The sequence below is a fragment of the Pseudomonas sp. dw_612 genome (assembly GCF_018449725.1).
Taxonomy (GTDB): domain Bacteria; phylum Pseudomonadota; class Gammaproteobacteria; order Pseudomonadales; family Pseudomonadaceae; genus Aquipseudomonas.
The window spans coordinates 300,799-319,303 of the sequence record NZ_JAAVVC010000003.1 but is presented as its reverse complement, the minus strand read 5'-3'; the positions used below and the strand labels follow the sequence as shown (position 1 = coordinate 319,303).

The following is an 18,505-nucleotide window of genomic DNA, read 5'->3' as shown; positions in this document are numbered from 1 at the left end:
CGAGCGGCTAGCAATGGAGGAAAAAAAGAGACGCTATTACTTCTGTTAACAAGAATTACTTGCAATAATGCCGGCCACTTTTGTTCTCGGCCCTACGAGGCCTGGAAGAACATTCACCCTATTTTTCTCTCAGGTCCGGCCAGCATGACACGCAATCAATTCCCCGCTTCGCCAACCAAACGACCTCGCGCCTGGAGCGCTGTGGCCGCCCTGCTGCTCAGCCTGATGCTGGCGCCAACCGCCGCGTTCGCTGATGCACAAGCGCCCGCCACCCCGGCCGCCGCGACTGCTCCGGCCCCTGCTGATCACGCCGCTGCACCGGTCGCAACCGACCCGGCTCAAGCCGTGGATGCCACGGCTGAAGACGCACCAGAAGTCCTCGAACCCGACAACTCCCTGGGCATGGCCCACGACCTGTCGCCATGGGGCATGTACCAGAACGCCGATATTATCGTGAAAATCGTGATGATCGGCCTGGCCATCGCCTCGATCATCACCTGGACCATCTGGATTGCCAAAGGCTTCGAGCTGATGGGCGCCAAGCGCCGTCTGCGTAACGAAATCGTCCACCTGAAGAAAGCCACCACTCTTAAAGAAGCCAGCGCCACCGCGACCAAGCAAGGCACCCTCGCTCATTTGCTGGTGCACGACGCGCTGGAAGAGATGCGCCTGTCGGCCAACAGCCGCGAGAAAGAAGGCATCAAGGAACGTGTCGCCTTCCGTCTTGAGCGTCTGGTTGCGGCGTGCGGTCGCAACATGAGCAGCGGCACCGGCGTGCTCGCCACCATCGGTTCTACCGCGCCATTCGTAGGTTTGTTCGGCACCGTGTGGGGCATCATGAACAGCTTCATCGGCATCGCCAAAACCCAGACCACCAACCTCGCCGTTGTGGCCCCGGGTATTGCCGAAGCCTTGCTGGCCACCGCGCTGGGTCTGGTGGCCGCGATTCCTGCCGTGGTCATCTACAACGTCTTCGCCCGCTCCATCGCCGGTTACAAGGCGCAGGTGTCGGACGCCTCTGCTGAAGTCCTGTTGCTGGTCAGCCGTGATCTGGATCACCTGCCGACCGCTGAGCGCTCCACGCAACCCCACGTGGTCAAAGTAGGGTAATCAGCCATGGGCTTGCATTTGAAAGAAGGCGCAGACGACGATCTGGCCGAGAACCACGAAATCAACGTCACGCCGTTTATCGACGTGATGCTGGTGCTGTTGATCATCTTCATGGTGGCCGCTCCGTTGGCGACCGTGGACATTAAGGTCGACCTGCCCGCCTCCAGCGCCAAACCGGCGCCACGGCCAGAGAAACCGGTGTTCCTCAGCGTCAAGGCTGACCAGCGCCTGTTCCTCGGCGAAGACGAAGTGAAGGCCGAAGCACTCGGCGCCACGCTCGACGCCCGGACCAAGGGCAAGAAAGACACGACGATCTTCTTCCAGGCCGATAAAGGCGTGGACTACGGCGACCTGATGAGCGTGATGGACAACCTGCGCTCCGCCGGTTACCTGAAGGTCGGTCTGGTCGGGCTTGAGACGGCAGTCAAGAAATGATCACGACGCGCCATAAGCTGACGCGTTACAGCGGGAGCCTGGCCGTGGTGCTGGGCGTCCATGCGCTGGCCATTGCGCTGGCGGTGAACTGGACGGCGCGCCCGCCCATCGAGCTGCCACCGCAGGCGATGATGGTCGAGTTGGCGCCGGTTCCGGCCCCGCCACCGCCGGCTCCGCCGAAGGTGATTACGCCGCCGCAACCACCGGCCCCGGTGGAAGAGCTGCCGCTCCCGAAACTGGCGGAAGTGCCGAAGGCCGAGATTGCCGTGCCGAAACCGGTCAAACCCAAGCCCAAGCCGCAACCGCCCAAGCCTGTGGAGAAAAAGCCGGAGCCGCCGAAGGAAAAACCGTCCGAGGAAAAACCGAGCGACGCGCAACCGACCCAGGCTCCGACCGAGAAGTCCGCGCAGCCAGCGCCAGGTCCTTCGCCCGCACAACAGGCCGCCAAGGCCAGTTGGCAAGGCACCCTGCTCGCTCACTTGGCCAAGTACAAAAAGTACCCGGCCAGTGCGCAATCCCGGGGCAAGGAAGGGCTGAACCGTCTGCGCTTCGTAGTCGATGGCGAAGGCAACGTGTTGTCGTTCGAACTGGTGGGCCGCTCCGGCAACGCCGATCTGGACCGGGCCACCCTGGAAATGATCAAGCGCGCCCAGCCGCTGCCCAAGCCACCGGCCGACATGCTGAACAATGGCTCCATCGAAATTGTGGCGCCGTTTGTTTACTCGCTGGAACGCCGCCGCTAAAAGCTGCCGCAAATCCCCTGTGGGAGCGGGCTTGCTCGCGAATGCGGTGCGTCAGGCAACGTAGATGTCGACTGATACCCCGCTTTCGCGAGCAAGCCCGCTCCCACAGGGTTAACCACGAGCCACGCGATCCAGCCAAAAGGCACCGAAAGGTGCCTTTTGCATATCCGCCAGCGGCAAACCCGCATTACCCTGTGTCACTCAACACACTCACTCTGATAACGTGCGTCTATCGATTGCAGCCGGTATGCTTGGCCCGCAACTTCATGGACGCTCGCTATGACTCTTACAGAATTACGCTACATCGTTACCCTCGCCCAAGAGCAGCACTTCGGCCACGCGGCCGAGCGTTGCCACGTCAGCCAGCCGACCCTGTCGGTGGGTGTGAAAAAGCTTGAAGACGAACTCGGTGTGCTGATTTTCGAGCGCAGCAAGAGCGCCGTGCGCCTGACCCCGGTCGGCGAAGGCATCGTGGCCCAGGCGCAAAAAGTCCTGGAACAGGCCCAAGGCATTCGCGAACTCGCCCAGGCCGGCAAGAACCAGCTGACCGCCCCGCTGAAAGTCGGCGCGATCTACACCGTCGGCCCGTACCTGTTTCCGCACCTGATTCCACAACTGCACCGGGTCGCCCCGCAGATGCCGTTGTACATCGAAGAAAACTTCACCCACGTGCTGCGCGACAAACTGCGCAACGGCGAGCTCGACGCGATCATCATCGCCCTGCCGTTCAACGAAGCCGACGTGCTGACCCTGCCCCTCTACGACGAGCCGTTCTACGTCCTGATGCCGGCCCAGCACCCGTGGACCCAGAAAGAATCCATCGACGCCGCCCTGCTCAACGACAAGAGCCTGTTGCTGCTCGGCGAAGGCCACTGCTTCCGCGATCAAGTGCTGGAAGCCTGCCCGACCTTGGGCAAAGGCAACGACGGAGCGAAACACACCACGGTGGAATCCAGTTCCCTGGAAACCATCCGCCACATGGTCGCTTCCGGCCTCGGCATTTCGATCCTGCCGCTGTCCGCGGTGGACAGCCACCATTACGCCCCCGGCGTGATTGCCGTGCGGCCGCTGTCGCCACCGGTGCCGTTCCGCACCGTGGCCATCGCCTGGCGCGCAAGCTTCCCGCGGCCGAAAGCGATTGAAATCCTCGCCGACTCCATTCGCCTGTGCTCGGTGGCCAAGCCACAAGCGCCGGTGGTGGCCGGTTAAGTCGCTGCCATGACCGAGTTGTCGCAAGTGTCGGTGACAGCACTCAAGGGTGTCGGTGAAGCCATGGCTGAGAAATTGGCCAAGGTCGGCCTGGAGAATCTCCAGGACGTCCTCTTTCACCTGCCATTGCGTTATCAGGACCGCACCCGCGTGGTCCCGATCGGCCACTTGCGACCCGGTCAGGACGCGGTGATCGAAGGCACCGTCAGCGGCGCCGACGTGGTCATGGGCCGCCGCCGCAGCCTCGTGGTGCGAATCCAGGACGGCACCGGCGGGCTGAGCCTGCGCTTCTACCATTTCAGCAACGCCCAGAAAGAAGGCCTGAAACGCGGCACGCGGATTCGCTGCTACGGCGAAGCGCGTCCCGGTGCGTCGGGGCTGGAGATCTACCACCCGGAATATCGCGCCATCACCGGCGACGAGCCCCCACCGGTGGATGAAACCCTGACCCCGGTCTACCCGCTGACCGAAGGCCTGACCCAGCAGCGTTTGCGCCAACTGTGCATGCAAACCCTGACCCTGCTAGGCCCCACCAGCCTGCCCGACTGGCTGCCGACCGAACTGGCCCGGGACTATCAACTGGCGCCGCTGGCCGACGCGATCCGCTACCTGCATCACCCGCCCGCCGATGCCGACGTCGATGAACTCGCCCTCGGTCATCACTGGGCCCAACATCGATTGGCTTTCGAAGAGCTGCTGACCCACCAACTGTCCCAGCAGCGTCTGCGCGAGAGCATGCGTTCCCTGCGCGCGCCAGCGATGCCGAAAGCCACCAAGCTGCCGGCCAAATACCTGGCCAATCTCGGCTTCACGCCAACCGGCGCTCAGCAACGGGTCGGCAATGAAATCGCCTACGACCTCAGTCAGCACGAACCGATGCTGCGGCTGATCCAGGGCGACGTCGGCGCGGGTAAAACCGTAGTCGCCGCCCTCGCCGCGTTACAGGCGCTCGAGGCCGGCTATCAAGTCGCGCTGATGGCGCCGACCGAGATTCTCGCCGAGCAGCACTTCATCACCTTCAAGCGCTGGCTCGAACCGCTGGGCATCGAAGTCGCGTGGCTGGCAGGCAAGCTCAAGGGCAAGAACCGCGTTGCCGCGCTGGAGCAAATCGCCAACGGCGCACCGATGGTGGTCGGCACCCACGCCTTGTTCCAGGAAGAAGTGCAGTTCAAGAACCTGGCGTTGGCGATCATCGACGAACAACACCGCTTCGGCGTCCAGCAGCGTCTGGCCCTGAGGCAGAAAGGCGTTGGCGGACGGATGTGCCCGCATCAACTGATCATGACCGCCACGCCGATTCCCCGGACCCTGGCCATGAGCGCCTACGCCGACCTCGACACCTCGATCCTCGATGAACTGCCACCGGGCCGAACTCCGGTGAACACCGTGCTGGTCACCGATACCCGCCGCGTCGAAGTCATCGAACGGGTACGCGGCGCGTGTGCCGAAGGGCGTCAGGCGTATTGGGTCTGCACGCTGATTGAAGAATCCGAAGAGCTGACCTGTCAGGCCGCCGAAACCACTTACGAAGACCTCACCGCCGCCCTCGGCGAGTTGAAGGTCGGGCTGATCCACGGGCGCATGAAACCTGCCGAGAAAGCCGCGGTCATGGCCGAGTTCAAGGCGGGCAACCTGCAACTGCTGGTCGCCACCACCGTGATTGAAGTCGGCGTCGACGTCCCGAACGCCAGTCTGATGATCATCGAAAACCCCGAACGCCTCGGCCTGGCGCAGTTGCACCAGTTGCGCGGTCGCGTCGGTCGGGGCAGTGCTGCCAGCCATTGCGTGCTGCTTTATCATCCGCCGTTGTCACAGATCGGCCGTCAGCGCCTGGGCATCATGCGCGAAACCAACGATGGTTTTGTCATCGCCGAAAAAGACCTCGAACTGCGCGGCCCCGGCGAAATGCTCGGCACGCGTCAGACCGGCCTGCTGCAATTCAAAGTTGCGGACCTGATGCGCGACGCTGATCTGCTGCCCGCCGTACGCGATGCGGCGCAAGCCTTGCTGGAACGCTGGCCGGATCACGTCAGCCCGTTGCTTGATCGGTGGCTGCGCCATGGGCAGCAATACGGCCAAGTGTGAGCACCGTCGCAGTTTCTGGACCATGGCTTTAAACAAGGTGGTTATACTCCTGCCATTGTTTGCAAACGGATACAGACCATGACTGAAGCTGCCCTCGTCCCCGAAACCCCGCACGCTCCGTCAGTTATTCGGCTGCTGCTCGGCAAGCTGGGCATCGCCTACGAAGAAGTCCTCGACCATCACGGCCTGAACGCTGCGCGTAAAGTGCAGGCGGTTTTGCTCGACGATGCGGTCGGCGCACTCATGGTGCTGTTCCCGCAGAGTCAGTTGCTGGACCTCAATCGCCTCGCCGAACTGACGGGCCGCCGCCTGACCGCCGTCTCGACCGAACGCCTGGAGAAGATGCTCGGCAAACACAGCCTGAGCCTGCTGCCCGGCCTGCCGGCGCTCACCAGTTCGCCGTGCCTGTACGAAGAAAGCCTGCTGCGCGAGCCGAAGTTGCTGATCAACTCCGGCGAGCCGAACGTGCTGCTGGAAATCACCAGCGACGCCTTCAAGACCATGCTCACCAAGGCCAGCGCCGCCAACTTCGGCGAAGCGCTGACCAGCATCCGCCCGAACCTCGACCGCCCGGACGATGACCGCGAGGAAATCACCCAGGCCGTTCAAGCGTTCACCGCGCGGCGCATCCAGCAACGCCTGGAAGCCACCATCGAGATTCCGCCGCTGGCCGAAACCGCGCAGAAGATCATCAAGCTGCGCGTGGACCCCAACGCCACCATCGATGACATCACCGGCGTGGTAGAAACCGACCCGGCCTTGGCCGCGCAAGTCGTGAGCTGGGCGGCGTCGCCGTATTACGCCTCGCCGGGCAAGATTCGTTCGGTGGAAGACGCAATCGTCCGCGTACTGGGTTTTGATCTGGTGATCAATCTGGCACTGGGCCTGGCCCTCGGCAAAACCCTGAGCCTGCCAAAAGACCATCCGCAACACACCACGCCGTACTGGCAGCAGTCGATCTACACCGCCGCCGTCATCGAAGGCCTGACCCGCGCCATGCCACGCGCGCAGCGCCCGGAAGCCGGCCTGACCTACCTCGCCGGCCTGCTGCACAACTTCGGCTACCTGCTGCTGGCCCACGTCTTCCCGCCGCACTTCTCACTGATCTGCCGACACTTGGAGGTCAATCCGCACCTGTGCCACAGCTATGTCGAGCAACACCTGCTGGGCATCAGCCGCGAACAGATCGGCTCCTGGCTGATGCGCTACTGGGACATGCCGGATGAACTGGCCACGGCACTGCGCTTCCAGCACGACCCTGGCTATGACGGCGCGTACGCCGAATACCCGAACCTGGTATGCCTGGCTGTGCGCTTGCTGCGTGGTCGCGGGATTGGGTCCGGGCCGGATGAAGACATTCCGGATGCGCTGCTGGAGCGCGTAGGCCTGACGCGTGACAAGGCCAACGACGTCGTCAGCAAAGTGCTTGAGGCTGAAGTGCTGTTGCGCGAACTGGCCTCGCAATTTAGCCAGGCCTAAAAGCTTCGCGGGCAAGCCTTGCTCCTACAGGGATTTAGGTAATCCCCTGTAGGAGCAAGGCTTGCCCGCGAAGAATCCACCTCGGTCTACCTGACCACCTCATCCCAAGTAACGCACCACATTGCCCTTCGCGGGCGTTGTGGAGAGGAAGCCGCATACAACGACTCGGTTATCCCCCATTACCGTGCTGTTCCTGAAGTAATCTCTCCCGCTTTCATCATTGAAAACGGTATAGCCTTCGCCGCCGTATAACTTATCCAACTGACCGTTCGGTAAATAGCGCGCGGTCACCAGAGAGCTATTAACGGTGATTGCGCGACCACCACCCCATCCCGTGAAGATGAGCTTGTTATCTGCCTGCACCATACAGTGGTGCCACACCACGCCATGCTCTGGAAAGTTACTTAACAAAGGTTTCCCATCATTAAAAACGAGATTGGGTGCACCACTGGACGTTAGAACAATAGCCAATCCCGCTACAGCACCCTCGGTTTCAACGTACCCCACCGAGATGATTCCGCCATCGGCTCTTAGTGTGATGTCTTCCAGTGAACACCATTGCCCTTGGCGGGCAAGAGTAAAAACACCGTTACTGGCGTAACCAGAATCTACTTTACCGTGTTGGGTAAAGCGGAGGACGTAAGCCCCCGGAGGATGACCTGAGTCCTTGAGCTGGAAGTCGCCACTGACCAGTATTTTGCCGTCATTCTGGACGCCGACGCCCCACGCATAATTCCAGTTGTGTTCTACTCCCGGCAACTCGACCAACACATAACCATTGTCGTTGAAGCTCTGATCCAGCGAGCCATTTTCAGTCAACCGTATGACAACGCCTCTGAGGTTGTCGAACTCGAACTCAATAGTGTCGGCGAGGACGATGCTGGAGCCCACTTGCGCCACACCCGAAAGCCCACCACCTCTCCCGGTAGAGCCGGAGAATGATTCATCGGTTGTTGCGTCAGGACGCCGATTTACCAGTTTGGCGCCTTCCTCGATACCGGGAAGTTCATAGACATCAATGAAGACAACTCCCCCGTCACCGAACGGCGCATCAAACGTAAAATCTTCATGCAGCTTCGCAACAGCCAGAACACTGTTGGAGGACTGTCGAGCCCGACCGAACACCAGCCACCCCTTCCATACGCCGTCGCTATCTTTTATGCGCTGGAGCTGACTTGGGCTAAATATCCAGTTTTCCGCGAACGGGATATCAAAGGTATCGTCAACCGCGCCATCCTCACGCAACCGCACAAGTTTAGCCGGCTCGATGTCGCCGTTTTGCAGGGTGATCCCCACCACCGCCACCAGTAACTTACTGTCAGGAAGCGCGTAAACGGCGCCGGGGATAGCGGCTTGCGAAAAGGGAAATGGTAAATGAACAACGCCAGTGCCATTAAAAGACAGGTCGAGCGTGCCCGCTTCTGCTGCTGTTTTTTTTTGACTCATGATCTTGCTCCATTCAGTGATAGAGGCCCGAATCAGCACTCGACACCAGTGGAACAGCAAAACTGCTAACCCATCACCTGTAGGAAATAACAGTTCTATTATCGTTACGGGCCAGATCACTGACATACCAAGCCACAATCATCGGCATGACTTTCCGCCTCAAGCCTTAGGCTTAGCCTTCCTCGGCTTCAAATACTTGGTCAACCCCTGGAACCAGATCACCAACGCCGGGTTACCCTTGATCTGAATCGACTTGTCCTGAATCCCCTGCATAAACGCCAACTGCTTATTCTTCGCCTGCATCGTGGCAAAGCCATACGCCGCGTCTTTGAAGGCAATCGCAAACGCCGGCTCGGCATACACGCCGGACTTGCTGGTGATGCGCTGATCCTTCACAAAGAAGTGCCGTGCCACCTTCCCGTCCAGGGTCTGTAATTGGAATACAAGTTCCTTGTCACCTAACTGCTGTTGAAATGCAGGATTAGTCCGACTGGCCTTACCCATCAACAAACCCAGCATCCACAGAAGAAAACGAAATTTCATGCGTGCAGCCTCAAAAGGAAAATGAACGGCTGGCGGAGTGTAGCGAGTTTGGGGGATAACGACACTATCGGGTTACGTTGGAAGAAGATGTAGCGCTTTTTGGCGTCAATGACTGCCAAGTCACACAAATCGTCTGACAAAACACACCCGGTAGGAGCTGCCGAAGGCTGCGATCTTTTGATCTGCTACCTAATACGCTCAGCCACTCGCGGCGGAATCTTCGACGTCTTGCCCGCATCGGTCATCAACGAGGCGTACTGCTTGTAAGCCTGTGCCGCCCGCACTTTATCTTTCAGTCCCCAGTAACTGTCCGCGAGGTTCAGATAGGCCACGGTTCGGCTGGGATTTCGGGCAATCACGGCGTTCAGCAACTCGATAGACTCTTGGTAATAACCGGTTTCACCCAATAGAAACCCCAAGTCGTTAGACCAGCCGGGTAACTGAGGGAAGTCATACTTTGAAGCGACGTAGCCTTCTGGATCGCATTGGCCTGCGTTGTCGTACATCAGGAAGCTCCCCATCAACTCCCTGACCGCATCGTTCTGCCCTTTTCGATACAGCGCCAACGCCTTGTCGAGCTGTTCCGCGACGTCAGTCATCATCAATTTCTTGTAGTCGGCAGATTTAGGGTGCAGGTCAGACAACTGCTCAAACACCTTGCGTCCATCGAAAGACGCCAATGATGTTTCGCCGATCATGCCCAGAGGTACTTCTCGAACGCTGACAATCGAGTGATCACAGGACTCGTTGTTCGTTACCTGCAATACGTTTTTCAGCTCAAATTGTCTGGAACTTTTGTTGTAGCGAAACACCAGGTTGAAGTTATAAACGGCGTTATCTTCTTCGCTGCTGATCAGTACAAGGGCGTTCCCGGCTTCGGCAGAAGACTGTTTGACCGACACGGTGTCACCTTGCATATCGATGACCTTCAGCACACCCGCCGGGTTGTTGATGACGTTGACGCTGACGATATCGCTCATGGCCGACGAGTATTGGCTCTTGATCAACGGCAATGCCGTGGATGTGTCCAACAAAATGTTATCGCTGGTGCCTTGCACGGGCGAGATCAGCAATCGGTGATACGCCTCATCAGCATCGCCAGTCAGTACAAACACTTTTTGACGTGAGGCATCGCCCAATAAGCTGGCCGGTATCTCCTTGAGAACTTGAGGCGCGGCCACCGCACTTGAACAGCCGATCGCTAGTAAGAGCATCGAAAACTTCAACTTACTGACTGCAAATAGCCTCACCACTGACACCCCTTCTCAGGAGAAGACCCAATCTGCGGGTGATGCTCAAACCCATAGTGTTTTTTACTTTTGACATTGGTGTACACCATGCCGTAAATCAGCGCCCCTTGACGGACCATGACATATTCACCCGTGACTGCGCCGCCAACGACCTCGACCCACGTGGTGGTAGTGCTGGATTGAAAAGGTCGGCCGTCAGACGACTCTTCTTGCTCGGTACTTTTGAATACCAGCGGGATCGACTCTTTGGACGTCGCATACTTGACCGCCGCCCCGCTCCACTTCGCGGCCTGATCACTGTAGATCCTGAGCTCCAACTTTATGCCCTTGCCTTCCTGGGATCGAAAACAGGTAGTTTCCGTTTCCACTTCGCTATGAGCGAATGCGGGGAAGGCCAGCAACATCAGCATCAATAACTTTTTCAAGACAACTCCCTTTGCCGAATCGTTTATGAATCCGTGATTTTCAACAGCCGAAATTCGTTGTTCACAAACTCGTAATAGCGAGTCCGGTCGCACTCCTGAGCAAACCGATTATTCCCATTGGCAACCTTTCTCCAAAGAGGCTTCGGTGGGTGTATACAAAAATCCGTATTCCTTGCCGCTCGACTTGTTCGTGTAGCTCATCGAAACGATCATCCCGCCCTGGCTCACCATTTCGTATGCACCCGTCACCTTTCCCTCAAACACTTCAGACCATGTTCTTGTGAGCTGCCAAGGCCTGTCCGGGCTCACTTCTTCAGATTCGCTGTCGGTTAAAACCAGAGGAATCGGTACGCCGGATGACGCGTACTTAACAAAGCCACCCTGCCACTTGTTCGTAGTGTCGTAATAGGTTCGAAGCTCAAACTTCATCGGGCTCGACTCGTCCATCCCAAAACAATAAATCTCCGACACAACCTCGCAGTGCGCCGTCAACGGCAGCACGCCAATCACCAACAGCAGCACTCTTTTCACTTCAAATCCTTTGAAATAACTCGGCATTCAAATCGAGAAATCCTGCACTTCATCCAGCGACCAACACCCATCAAAACTGAACCGGTAAATAACCTCGTAACCGGTATCCGGCTTTTGCAGTTTCACCGTCGCCGATGTGGCGCTCTTGTCCACGACCTGTAGCATCAGCCCTCGCGCCTCCCGCGTCTTCGTCTCAGGGATCAGCGGGAATACCAGTTCACTGCGATCCAGCCACGTACTGACCTGCTTCGGCTCAGGCTCGGCGTCCACCGTGATCAGTTTCTTCATCGGAACGCGGGTGAAGATTTTTTGACTGGCCGTGCTTTCCGTGAAGTCGGCAAAAAACACTGAGAAATCCTTCGAAGGGCAGGCCAACACTTGAGCTTGCTCGACAGGCTCCGGCATCAGGCATGGCTTGGCGGGGTCAACCCGTATGCCTTGAGCGCTCAATTGCTCGGCGTTGGTGCGCGAATCTTCCTGCCCCTTGTTCGCCGCCGCCAAGTAACAGGCCAGTGCCCGTTGCGAATCCTGAATGCCCAACGTGCCACGTTGAAAGGCACTGCCAAGGTCGTTGAGCGCATAGGGCGCGCCTTGTGCAGCAGACCTTTTCAGCGCCGCCAGGGATTTGGCAGGGTCGACGCAAGGGCGCGGGTCGCCATACTCGCCTTCGTCGCAATAAAACCCGGAAAGCGCATGACTGGCCTGCGCGAGCGATCTGGAACCCTGGGTATAAAGTTCGAGGATTTTGCTGTTGTCCAGGCGCGGCGCCTGCCCCGAAAGGCTGACTGACGCGGCGGCATAGGCAGCCTGGTCGTTACCTTGGGCGGCCCCGTCCAGGTAACTGTCCAAGGACGAAACATACAATTGCACATCGGCCGGATACCCCGACTCGTTCGTCAGCGCGTCATACAGCGCGCCTCTCTTGAGCGCGCGAGCACCCGGCGAAGCACGCAACTCGCCTTGTTGCGCGGACAGTACTTTTTCCAGAGACCAGTCTTCGACCCGCACCAGTTTCCAGCAGTCGCCGAACTTGAACGTGAAGATCTTCAGCACTTCGCCTTTGCGGTCTCGGACGAATACATAGTTAGGTAACGCAACTTCCAGGCTCAGTCTGGATTTTGCAATGTAATCTGCCGACACTTCGGCCAACGCTCCCGGCCCCAGCGTCGGCACCTGCCGTTGCAGCACCCGCGTCTTCGACCCGGTGGAGACAACCGACACCTCAGTCACCGGCGAGGCGATAAAGGCTGGTTGAGTATCAGCATTCGCCGTAAATGCTGTGATGAACTCCACAAATTGGGTGCTCGGGCACTGCACCGCCGCCAAGGCACTCGACGACATCACCAGCGCCAACAACCCCAGACACCCACGCTTCAAACCCGCCACAAGAGAATTCCTTTTCATCGAAAACTACTTCACCAACGTCAGTTCACCATCGCGATACAGCACCTCACACCCCAGCCACGCCACATCTACCTGAGGCAGCACCGCCGAAGGTTTGCGCAGTTCACGCAACAAGGTCGAACCGTGGGACAAGCGCCCACCCATCCGCGCAATCACCGCCCGCGCGGCCTGGTAGTGCGCGTGACGTCCGGGATCGAGCGTGTCTTCGAGCAAAATGTCATCGCCCAGAATGCCTTGCACCTGCCCCGGATAAATCATGAAACCCGTCGCTTGTTCGGTGCCTTCGCGGCCGTCCTGCCAGAAGCTGCCATCGCGGCTGCGAACGTCCGGATGCGGCGCGAACCAATGCGCTCGGTCGGCCATCGGCATGGCGTGGTGCAGGCGAAAGAAGATTCGCATCAGGTTGTCGCGATACCACTCGCGCACTTGCAGGTAGTAGCCGCGCAGGCCCGGCAGACCGGTTGAATGGGCCAGACGAATAAGGCCTGACCATTGCGGGAAGGCCTGTAACGGCATGTCGGACGCCGAAGGGCGTGGCGTGGCCGGATCGGTTTCCCACGGCAGCCGATGCGGGCTGTTTTCGAGGTCGTCATAAGCCGTCGGTGGCCGCCCCAACAGATCGCCGCCGCTGCTGGCCAATGACGTGGCGATGCACAAGTTGCCCTGTACCACGAACACATAAAACCGGGTGAACCAGTCGGCCAGTTGCTGGCCGTCGGCACCTTGAGCGATGAGTTCGGACAGCTCCTGATCGAAGCGTCGCAAACCCCTTTCCAAGGTCAGCAAATGCCCGCGAGCGATGCGTTGCATCCTTAGAAACAGCGGCAGCGAACGCAGCAGACGCAGTGGCCGCCAAGGCAGATGCGGTGTCGCACCACCGACTTCACCGGCGTAACTGCTGGCAGAAATCCCCCAGTCCGCCAGCCGCGCCAGAAACAGGTCATTGTTGATGTACGAAGCGCCGCCAAACACCGCAGTGAACGGCTCGTTGTCCTGCAACACCCGTGAATCCCAGCGCGCCATGATCGCCGGAATACTCGCCGCCGCACGTCGTTGCGCGTACTCCACAAAAACGCTCGGTTGCGGCGGCAGGATCTCGGCGATGTTGGCGGCGGTCAGGTGCCGGCGCCAGCCGTAATCGCTGATCGGCCGGTATTGCAGCAGCCAGAGTTGGCGGCCATCCCAGGCCCATTCGACGTCGCCAGGAACGTAGTGAAAGACCCGCAACACGCCTTGCAGAAAGCGCCACAACAGGTCCGCCGTCAGACCGTGGGAAGGCTTGAACGTGTCGCTGCTCCAGGACGCGCCGAGGCGGGAAATAATCGCGCGCTCGGGGCTCACCTGACCATCGGCGAGGGATTCGAGATGCCCTTCGACCCACTCCAGCTCCACCGACAGATGCCGCACAAAAGCGATCCCGGACACCTGTGGCGTGATGAAGCGCTGCACCACCACTTCTTCCACACCCGCCATGCTTAGTTCGGCAATGCGCGCTGATACGTTGGCCGTCGGTTCTCGCAGGAAAGTAGTGCTCAACCCGGCATTCGCCGCATCAGCCTGATCTTCGCCATAACTGGAAGAACGCACCGCCCACGAGGCATCCGGTTGGCTGGCGAGAAACGCCGGCAAACGCGGATCGTGAGCATCATTGATTGACAGCGCCGACGGCACCGCTTGCCCGGCCAACTCGGCCAGACGCAAACGCCCGCCCTTGGTGTGCGCGACAAATCCGCACTCGCCCAACTCCAGCCACGCAGCAAACTCAGCGGGCGAGTCGATCCACGGGTAATGCCCCCAACCGGTTTTCAGGCTAATCGTCAGATCAGCACGCGCCAGAATCGCCGACCACGCGGCGGCTTGCGCGATGCCGAGCACGTTGTCCTGATCGCCCCAGACCAGCTCGACCGGGTCGGTGATCCACTCCAGCAGCGGCAACGCTGTATCGGCGCGCACCAGGTCCCAGTACGGCACAAACGCGCGGCAGCGAGCGTATCCGGCGCCCATGCGCTGATACTGCGCGGGCGTCCAGGTCTGGTTGGAAAACTTGTGTTTGAACAGCGCAGGTTTGTTCGCCAGCAACCAGTGAATGGTCTTGCGAATCGGCAGCGGTGACATCAGCGCCGGCAACCGTCGTTGCCACAAAAACGCCCCGACCGGCGCCAGCAACACGCTGCGACAGAAATGCCCCGGCTGACGTTGCAGCGCATGCAACACCAGCAGCGCATTGACCCCGACCGCCATGATCGCGCTGCCCTGGACCGTCATCGCCAACAACGCCTGAGCGTAAGCCGCGAGGTCTTCGCACGGGGCCTGTGGATTGTCGCCGAAGCCTGGCAATTCCAGCGGCACCACCTGATAACGCTGAAAGTGCGGCAACGCGTCATCCCACCAATCGGCGGCGCCACCGTTGCCGGCCAGCAGGTACATCAGGGGCTTGTTCATGGACAATCCTCAGGCCAGATCGCGCAGGGCGGCATCGAGGGTCGGGTAACGGAAGGTGTAGCCCGCCTCGGTCAATCGGCTCGGCACCACCCGTTGACCGTCGAAAAACAACTGCGCCATCTCACCGGCCAACGCCCGCACCGGCGCCGCTGGAATGTGGAACCACACTGGACGCTTCAGCGCTTTGCCGACGCTTTCGGCGAACACGCTCTGACTCACCGCATCCGGCGCCACCAGGTTGTACGTGCCGCTCAGGCTGTTGTCATCGAAGGCCCGCGCAATCACCTGAATCACATCATCGCGATGCACCCAACTCATGATCTGCCGACCATCGCCCATGCGCCCGCCGAACCCCAGACGAAACGGAATCAATAACGGCAACAACGCACCGCCCGGACCGAACACCACACCCAGCCGCAACACCACCTGACGCACGCCAAACCCGGTGGCCGGTTGCGCGGAGGCTTCCCATCGGGCGCACAACTCGGCCATGAAACCGTCGCCCTTACTCGCGCCTTCATCCAGGCTTTCGCTGGCATCGCGCACGCCGTAATAGCCGATGGCCGAGGCCTGAATCCACAGCGCCGGTTTGTGTTTGGCGTTCTTCAGCCAGGTCATCAGCACTTCGGTGGTGTTGACCCGACTGGCGATCAATTGCGCCTGCCGCGTCTCACTCCAACGCGGCCCGGCCACCGGTGCGCCGGCGAGGTTGATCACCACATCGAAGGTTTCGTCGTAGCCGAGTTTGCCCAGCGACCGCACGCACCGGGCGCGGCCATCAAACAGGTACGCGGCTTTCAACGGATCGCGAGCCAACACGCTGACCGTGTGGCCCGCGTCGAGCAATTGATTAACCAGCACTTCCCCGATAAACCCGGTGCCACCGGTCACCAACACCCGCTTATACGCGCCGCCCGCGAACGGATTCGACGGTTTGCCTTCGCGCTGCATGCGCAACGCCGCCAAGCCGTCGCGAATCCCCGACGCCGTCACGCCAATCGCGAACAACGTCAGCAACCAGCCACGCCAGCCCAAATCAATCGCGCTCAACCCCGTCGCCAGACTCGCCCACTGCCCCAGTTGCACGCCGTACAAAGCGAAAAACGCGCCGCCATTCACCGCCAAAATCGTGTGCATGATCCGCTCGATGGCCGGCAGTTTGCGGCTGCGATCCTCGACCACAAAATCCCACAGCGTCAGGCCAATTTCCAGGGCAAACAGCAACGCAATCACAATCGCCCACACGCCCTGAAACGCCAGGTGCGCCATGCCCAAAAACAGAACCCCGTAGAAACACGAACGCATCGCGTGGATCGACAACTCCAGCCGCGCACTGTGCCGATACGGCAGCGCGACCGTCAGTTCATGGTGATAAATAGTGTCCAACGCACCCAGAATCGCCTGGGCAATCAGCAGCGCGACCGCCCAATCCAGCAGAGAAAAATCAGGCATGGTCGGCGTCGCTCGGTGTGGTGTTTGAAAGGAGGTTGCGGCGGTCGTGGCGATAGAGCCAGAACAGCGGCGGCAATAACGTCAGTAGCGCGAAACCATCGATCCACAGGTTCACCCAGAGCTGCGCCGTCAGGGAAAACCACATGTCCTGCGGCGCCCAGATCACAATGCCGGCGATCAACCAACCCCACGCCATCGGGGTTTTCAGGCGATTGCCGATGCGCACGAGGGCGAACATGTACAGGGAATAGCTTTGCAGCGTGGCGCCGAACACGGCGAGCCACCAGAGTTGTTGCTCGCGGGCGGCGCGCGGGGGCAAGTCCGTCCAGAAGGCGTAGTCGACGTGTTGCAGGTACACGTCGAGCCATCCCGAAGGGCCGACCCAGGTCAGGATGATGCTGACGAACAGATGCGCCAGGGCGGCGGCGGATAGCCAAGCGACCAGGGCTTTGCGAAGGGTGTTTGAGGGGACTGGCATTCCGTGTCCTGAGGGCTTCCTTGAGGGGGGCAAGTCTAAAGGAAAACGCGGGCCTTAGTGACTAATCACCGAGCCCGTTTCACCGCTGACCGTTCGACCGGAGCATCGACTAGCAACCGGCGGCATCACCGCACTGAACCCAGCCCCGAATCGCTTTCCCCTTGGGCGTTTTGAACATGATTTTCAGAAACCCCGTCTCAGCGCCTTCCTGCAACACCGAATCACCCTTGATCAGATACATCTTCGTCACGTCGGCTAAAACCGGTGAACTGTAAATCGGGGTCTTCTTATTGATCGTGAGCTTCACTTCGTCCCCCGCAGCCCAATGTCTATAGGCAGCAGAGTTGAGTTTGGCGACGATGTCATCAGCGGTTTTATAGGGGAACGTGTAGACCAATTCCTCCGACTCGGCATCGCGCGCGATATCGCCGCCATTGCCGAAGTAGTTCGACAGTCGCTCATCCCTGACGTAACCCGCTGGCGTATTGGCGTAGACGTGAACGGTGTAGTAATCGCCCAGATAATTAACGCCGGTATCGGCTCTGATTTCGACGGCATGAATGACGAACAGCATCGGCTCGGCATTGGGTTCAGCCTGAGCAAAGAAAGCCGCTTGAACGCGTCCAGTGGCCGCTAGAAATGGCAGCCCGCCGATGTTCTTTTTTACGCCGTCAGCACAATTCACAAAATCGATGTCGATGGCCATTTCGTCGGGGTCGTGGAGTTCGTCCTCGGGTAGCTTGATGGAGTTGAAAACGATAGCGCCCGAGTCTGTTTGCAGCGCTGTGAAGGCTTCACTTTTTGGGGGTTCGCAGGTGATTCGGGCGAGGAGTTTTTTCAGGCTCGATACACCCTCTTCATAAAAGGTGTTGCACTGCGAAACCACGACAAAACCCCGGGCTGTTTCTGCTTGAAGTGTGTTGCAGGTTAATGAAAACCCCTCAACATCTTCCGGGCCAGGGTAGATAACGTTTTTCATATCCAACAGCGTCCAGCCTTGCTGCTCCATTAACGCTTTTGCGGTGGGCGCCGCGTCCGAAAACTCCATGAGCTCTTCAGCACGAGGCACTTCGATCAGCTTGTTGTAACGCCGTGCTCTGTCGATTCCGACGACCGCCAAAATGTCCTGCAGGTTTTTCCCGGAGACGATGAAGGTGGGCAGGTTTTCGAAGACGTTGGTGGATTCAGGTTCGTTGCGGGGCACGAGTTTCAGGATGTTCACGTCCCCTTCCTGCACGCAGCTTGCGACTTTCAGGTCTGTTTGCGGGACATCGAACCGGCAAGGTTGGTCTCCAGCGAATGCATTCGCGCCACCCAGGGACAGGCTCAGCACAAAAGCAGCCTTCAGCGCTGCACCAAAGCCGCGATGTTTCAAAAAACAATCCATGTCGTTCACTCGGAAGCCCTTGTTTAAGCGGTGCGCTGGTTGCGTTTAAAAGTGTTGGATCATCCGCTTACATTGCCTGCAAAACC

At 59.4% G+C, this 18,505-nt stretch carries 16 protein-coding genes; 6 read left to right on the top strand and 10 right to left on the bottom strand.

What is annotated here, in order from left to right; translation table 11 throughout:
• Positions 1-144 precede the first annotated feature (144 nt).
• From exbB to HB680_RS07055, 6 genes are all read left to right on the top strand, one after another.
• On the top strand, positions 145-1,110 hold the full coding sequence (gene exbB / locus HB680_RS07080; protein WP_213937834.1) for a tonB-system energizer ExbB: 966 nt from the start codon (positions 145-147) through the stop codon (positions 1,108-1,110).
• A 6-nt stretch (positions 1,111-1,116) separates the two neighbouring features.
• Positions 1,117-1,545, top strand: coding sequence for a TonB system transport protein ExbD (exbD, locus tag HB680_RS07075; RefSeq protein ID WP_008150131.1), 429 nt, complete (start codon positions 1,117-1,119; stop codon positions 1,543-1,545).
• Positions 1,542-2,288 carry an energy transducer TonB gene (locus HB680_RS07070; protein ID WP_213937833.1) on the top strand — a complete coding sequence of 249 codons (747 nt, stop codon included), beginning with the start codon at positions 1,542-1,544 and terminating at the stop codon, positions 2,286-2,288. Before exbD ends, HB680_RS07070 begins: the two co-directional genes overlap by 4 nt.
• Positions 2,289-2,567: 279 nt before the next feature.
• Positions 2,568-3,497, top strand: coding sequence for a hydrogen peroxide-inducible genes activator (locus tag HB680_RS07065; protein ID WP_213937832.1), 930 nt, complete (start codon positions 2,568-2,570; stop codon positions 3,495-3,497).
• A gap of 9 nt (positions 3,498-3,506) precedes the next feature.
• On the top strand, positions 3,507-5,582 hold the full coding sequence (gene recG / locus HB680_RS07060) for an ATP-dependent DNA helicase RecG (protein WP_133835382.1): 2,076 nt from the start codon (positions 3,507-3,509) through the stop codon (positions 5,580-5,582).
• A 78-nt stretch (positions 5,583-5,660) separates the two neighbouring features.
• Positions 5,661-7,061, top strand: a complete 1,401-nt coding sequence (locus tag HB680_RS07055; protein WP_213937831.1) for an aminoacyl-tRNA deacylase and HDOD domain-containing protein — start codon at positions 5,661-5,663, stop codon at positions 7,059-7,061.
• A gap of 99 nt (positions 7,062-7,160) precedes the next feature.
• Here the strand turns inward: HB680_RS07055 and HB680_RS07050 are convergent, their stop codons facing one another.
• The 10 genes from HB680_RS07050 to HB680_RS07005 all read right to left on the bottom strand — a co-directional run bounded on the left by HB680_RS07050 (position 7,161) and on the right by HB680_RS07005 (position 18,419).
• On the bottom strand, positions 7,161-8,507 hold the full coding sequence (locus HB680_RS07050; protein ID WP_213937830.1) for a hypothetical protein: 1,347 nt from the start codon (positions 8,505-8,507) through the stop codon (positions 7,161-7,163).
• A gap of 159 nt (positions 8,508-8,666) precedes the next feature.
• Entirely contained in the window at positions 8,667-9,050 is a 384-nt protein-coding gene (locus HB680_RS07045) for a helicase (protein ID WP_163910639.1), read from the bottom strand.
• A gap of 185 nt (positions 9,051-9,235) precedes the next feature.
• Positions 9,236-10,264 carry a hypothetical protein gene (locus tag HB680_RS07040; RefSeq protein WP_213937829.1) on the bottom strand — a complete coding sequence of 343 codons (1,029 nt, stop codon included), beginning with the start codon at positions 10,262-10,264 and terminating at the stop codon, positions 9,236-9,238.
• Positions 10,265-10,296: 32 nt separating this feature from the next.
• The gene (locus tag HB680_RS07035) at positions 10,297-10,725 is read right to left on the bottom strand and encodes a hypothetical protein (RefSeq protein ID WP_256735467.1); all 429 of its coding nucleotides are present in this window, start codon (positions 10,723-10,725) and stop codon (positions 10,297-10,299) included.
• 108 nt (positions 10,726-10,833) lie between these two features.
• The gene (locus tag HB680_RS07030) at positions 10,834-11,283 is read right to left on the bottom strand and encodes a hypothetical protein (RefSeq protein WP_213937828.1); all 450 of its coding nucleotides are present in this window, start codon (positions 11,281-11,283) and stop codon (positions 10,834-10,836) included.
• Positions 11,284-12,582: a sel1 repeat family protein gene (locus HB680_RS07025; RefSeq protein WP_213937827.1), complete on the bottom strand. Its 1,299-nt coding sequence runs from the start codon at positions 12,580-12,582 to the stop codon at positions 11,284-11,286. It lies immediately after the preceding gene.
• 84 nt (positions 12,583-12,666) lie between these two features.
• On the bottom strand, positions 12,667-15,102 hold the full coding sequence (locus HB680_RS07020; protein ID WP_213937826.1) for an alpha/beta fold hydrolase: 2,436 nt from the start codon (positions 15,100-15,102) through the stop codon (positions 12,667-12,669).
• A gap of 9 nt (positions 15,103-15,111) precedes the next feature.
• On the bottom strand, positions 15,112-16,554 hold the full coding sequence (locus HB680_RS07015; RefSeq protein ID WP_213937825.1) for a TIGR01777 family oxidoreductase: 1,443 nt from the start codon (positions 16,552-16,554) through the stop codon (positions 15,112-15,114).
• Positions 16,547-17,032, bottom strand: a complete 486-nt coding sequence (locus HB680_RS07010; RefSeq protein ID WP_213937824.1) for a cell division protein — start codon at positions 17,030-17,032, stop codon at positions 16,547-16,549. Before HB680_RS07010 ends, HB680_RS07015 begins: the two co-directional genes overlap by 8 nt.
• Positions 17,033-17,141: 109 nt before the next feature.
• Positions 17,142-18,419: a hypothetical protein gene (locus HB680_RS07005; protein ID WP_213937972.1), complete on the bottom strand. Its 1,278-nt coding sequence runs from the start codon at positions 18,417-18,419 to the stop codon at positions 17,142-17,144.
• Positions 18,420-18,505 lie beyond the last annotated feature (86 nt).